Here is a 3,877-nt window from a genome sequence, read left to right on the forward strand (position 1 = left end):
TTTTTCTCCAATATAAATTTACTGATATAGAGTCATTACTTGTAATCATTTTAAAGTCGCCCAGCTATATTTGCCTACCTATTCGCCAGATCTTAATTCAATTAAACATAAATAGGCACAAGCTAAATGCAAAAAAAGAGCGCTCGGAGGCGACACAGATATTTTGTTCGCACTTAATATGGTGTAATCAAAATTAAGTCGCTTAGATATAAACTACACGATACGGCGATTAACTTAATGACACAAGCCAATTTCTAAGATTTTTACTCTGTTTTATTATCTTTGCACTGATAATGACGCTTTTGCTCTGTCTTTATTAATTTTGTGTTATTAATAACCTAAATTTAGTTAAACAAAAAATGATAAATAAGTGAAATTTTCAAAGTTAGCACTAATACTATGATAATTCATTGCATAATAATGACATTCAGCTTAAGTATCCATTAACGGCGTATTATTGCGATTAAGGATAATTTAAAATACAAAATTCATTTCTGCTGGACTCATCAATCAGTCATTAAAAATAAGTTAATACAGAGAGTAAAAAAACATTCATTGTCAGATTGGAATATTTTAATATTATTAAACAAAATATTACGCTACATAAAAATTGGGAAAATATTTTGGCCAATAAACAAAAATCCTCATTTCTGTTTCACGATTATGAAACATTTGGGCAGCATCCTGCTCTCGATCGACCCGCACAATTTGCCAGCATCAGAACCGACTCAAATTTTAATATTATCGAAGAGCCACAAATTTTTTACTGTGCCCCTGCCGATGACTATCTCCCTCAACTTCAAGCCGTAATGATAACGGGTATTACCCCCCAATATGCAATAGCTCATGGCATAAATGAATCTGAATTTGCTAGACGTATTCATGGAATATTTAGCATAGCCAATAGTTGTATTGTCGGTTACAACAATATTCGATTTGATGATGAAGTGACTCGTCATATTTTCTATCGTAATTTTTATGATCCTTATGCTTATAGTTGGCAGCAAGGTAATTCACGTTGGGATTTACTTGATGTGTTACGCGCTTGCTATGCGCTACGACCTGATGGCATTAACTGGCCTAGCAATGATGAAGGACTACCTAGTTTCAAATTAGAACATCTGACCACTGCAAACGGTATTGAGCATGCAAATGCTCATGATGCAATGGCCGACGTTTTTGCTACTATCGAAATGGCAAAATTAGTTAAGAAAGCACAGCCAAGGATATTCGATTACTTCTTTCAATTAAGAAATAAAAATGAAATTCGTCAATTGATTGATATTATTGCCATGACCCCGTTAGTGCATGTTTCCGGCATGTTGGGCGCAATACGAGCTAATACCAGTCTAATTGCACCACTGGCCTGGCATCCCGAAAACCGTAATGCCATTATTGCCTGTGATCTAGCAGCAGACATTGGCCCACTGTTAACATTAGATAGTGATACTCTAAAGCAACGTTTATACGCACCCAAAGCAGAGTTAGCCCGTGAATTAGCCATTCCTATTAAACTGATACATATTAATAAATGTCCAATTCTGGCTCCGGCCAACACACTGCGGACAGCAGATGCACAACGTATAGCACTAGATCTCGATGTCTGTCTGAATAATTTAGCCATATTGCGACAACATAGTGAAGTGCGGGATAAAGTTATTCAGCTTTTTAGCGAACCGCAACCCTTTCCTGAAGAAACTGATGTAGATACTAAGCTTTATGCCGGTTTTTTTGGTGATAATGATCGTTTAACAATGGCTATTATCCGTCAAACTTTACCGCAAAATTTGCCCGCATTGGAGCTCAAATTTGACGATCCCCGCATGAAGCAACTATTTTTTCGTTACCGTGCCAGGAACTATCCGGCTACACTGACAGAACAAGAACAGCTTGCCTGGTTACATCACCGACGCAATAGATTGACCAGCGAGAAAATAACCGAATATCTGCAAACTATCGAGCAATTATTTATTGAACATCAAGAAGATAAAGAAAAGTGCCTGCAACTAAAGGCACTGGTAGATTATGCCAAACAGATAGCCAGTTAATTGGGTTTCGTCATAACATACAAAAACGGGTTAGCTAATATAGCAAAGGCCAAATAATTGGCCTTTGCTGTGGTGAAACCGTCGATAGCGGTAAAATTTGCGATCACTAAGCGTCATTCATTTTTGGTAATGGCCGACGAAAACGGCGGGTGATAATTGCCATATAAAAAATCCCAACCGCTGCCTATATCCCTAATAGCATGGAAGTTTTCTCTAAATTGATCCAAAGCACTGATACGGTTAAAGCACTCATAATAGGTAGAATTAAGTAATTAAATTTATCCCGACAAGTATGACAGCGACGCTCTCTAAAATAAAATTGCTAAATAACCGAAAGATTAACAAAGGTAAAAGCAATTAATGCACCAAAATTAATCAATGCTGTGGCAATTTCCATATCAAACCAAATTGCCGTTAACGCCAGCATGCCAACTAAAATGACATTAAAAGCTGGGGTTCGCCATGTTGGATGAACATAACCAAAAAAACGCTCAGGAAATACGCCATCTCGTCCCATCACATACATGAGACGAGAAACTCCTGTATGGGCAGCCATACCTGATGCTAATACGGTTGCATACGAGAAAAGCAAAATAATCGACTGAAAAAGTGCACGAGCAACATATAGCATAATTTCAGGTTGCAATTCATCAGGTTTTTTAAAATGCGAAACATCAGGAAAATACAGCTGTAAAAAAAAATAAGAAACGCCAATAAAAATCAAACCACCAATCAAGGGCGTCAAGAAAATCGCCTTTGGTATTACTTTTTCTGCATTTCGTGTTTCTTCCGATAATGAACTGATGCCATCAAAGCCGAGAAATGAAAAACATAAAATCGTCTCCCCGGTGATCATCGGAATTAAATGCGCCTTTTCGGAGGTAAAAGGTCGCCATGACCAAATCTGACCAGAACCTTCGCTTTTAGATAATTCATGGATCAAAACAGCTAAAAAAACTAGCATAACAGCGATTTAAATAATCACAATAATGGTATTTAAGTTAGCGACTAAATTGATACCCCGTAGATTTAAAATAGTCATCAAAAAACTAATCCGACCACAAAAATACAGGGCGCAACAGAGGGAAAAATAGCTTCCAGATAAATTTTCGCTAACAGTATATTAATCATCGGCATGAATAAATAATCAAGCAAAGATGACCATCCCACCATAAAACCTAAATGTGGGCTCATCGATTTTTGTGCATAGGTATAGGCCGATCCCGCCGAAGGAAATCGTTTTACCAATTTACCATAATTCAATCCAGTAAAAAGAATAGCAATCAAAGCAATGATATAAGAAGAAGGAACATACTCATCAGTTTTTAATAACACTAAACCAAAAGTGTCAAAAACCGTCATTGGCTGCAAATAAGCCAGCCCCATCATGATAACCTGGATTAAAGTTAATGTCTTAACCAGTTGCGCACGATTATTTATCTCGGTATATTCTTTACTGAGAGCTAATTGGATATCATGAGACATGGCCAAAACCCCTCCTACAACTTCCGATTTCGCCTGGCTATTTTGCCTAAATCGATAGTTATAAGAAAAACTTCGCTCACGCCTATAGGCTGAGAAAAAAGAGAAATGAGAGAATAATGAGAGAATTAAGTTATCTTCGAAGCCGAACGCCCCGTAGTCATCAATAATACAGAAACCATGACCCATTGGCACAGGTGCAAAAATAGATAATTACGCCATAATAGCATTCTTCACTACGATAGTCTGCTTTGGTTTGACTACACGTTTTTTCTAACAGTTTTATCAACTTCGGCCAGGTTTCCGGCCTCATATAAAATTAAATAAATCAGCTTACAGATAAACAG

At 37.1% G+C, this 3,877-nt stretch carries 2 protein-coding genes and 1 pseudogene; 2 read left to right on the plus strand and 1 reads right to left on the minus strand.

Annotated features, from left to right (window positions below):
* Nucleotides 1–197: hypothetical protein (locus tag ARSQ2_RS03805; protein WP_181994416.1), on the plus strand; the 197-nt coding region annotated here is incomplete at its 5' end.
* A 423-nt stretch (nucleotides 198–620) separates the two neighbouring features.
* The gene (gene sbcB / locus ARSQ2_RS03810) at nucleotides 621–2,048 is read left to right on the plus strand and encodes an exodeoxyribonuclease I (protein ID WP_181994417.1); all 1,428 of its coding nucleotides are present in this window, start codon (nucleotides 621–623) and stop codon (nucleotides 2,046–2,048) included.
* A gap of 106 nt (nucleotides 2,049–2,154) precedes the next feature.
* Here sbcB and ARSQ2_RS03815 read toward each other — a convergent pair.
* A pseudogene (locus tag ARSQ2_RS03815) lies at nucleotides 2,155–3,533 on the minus strand (APC family permease).
* Between the last annotated feature and the right edge of the window lie 344 nt (nucleotides 3,534–3,877).

The sequence above is a fragment of the Arsenophonus endosymbiont of Bemisia tabaci Q2 genome, assembly GCF_902713415.1.
In the GTDB taxonomy this organism is placed as follows: Bacteria; Pseudomonadota; Gammaproteobacteria; order Enterobacterales; family Enterobacteriaceae; genus Arsenophonus.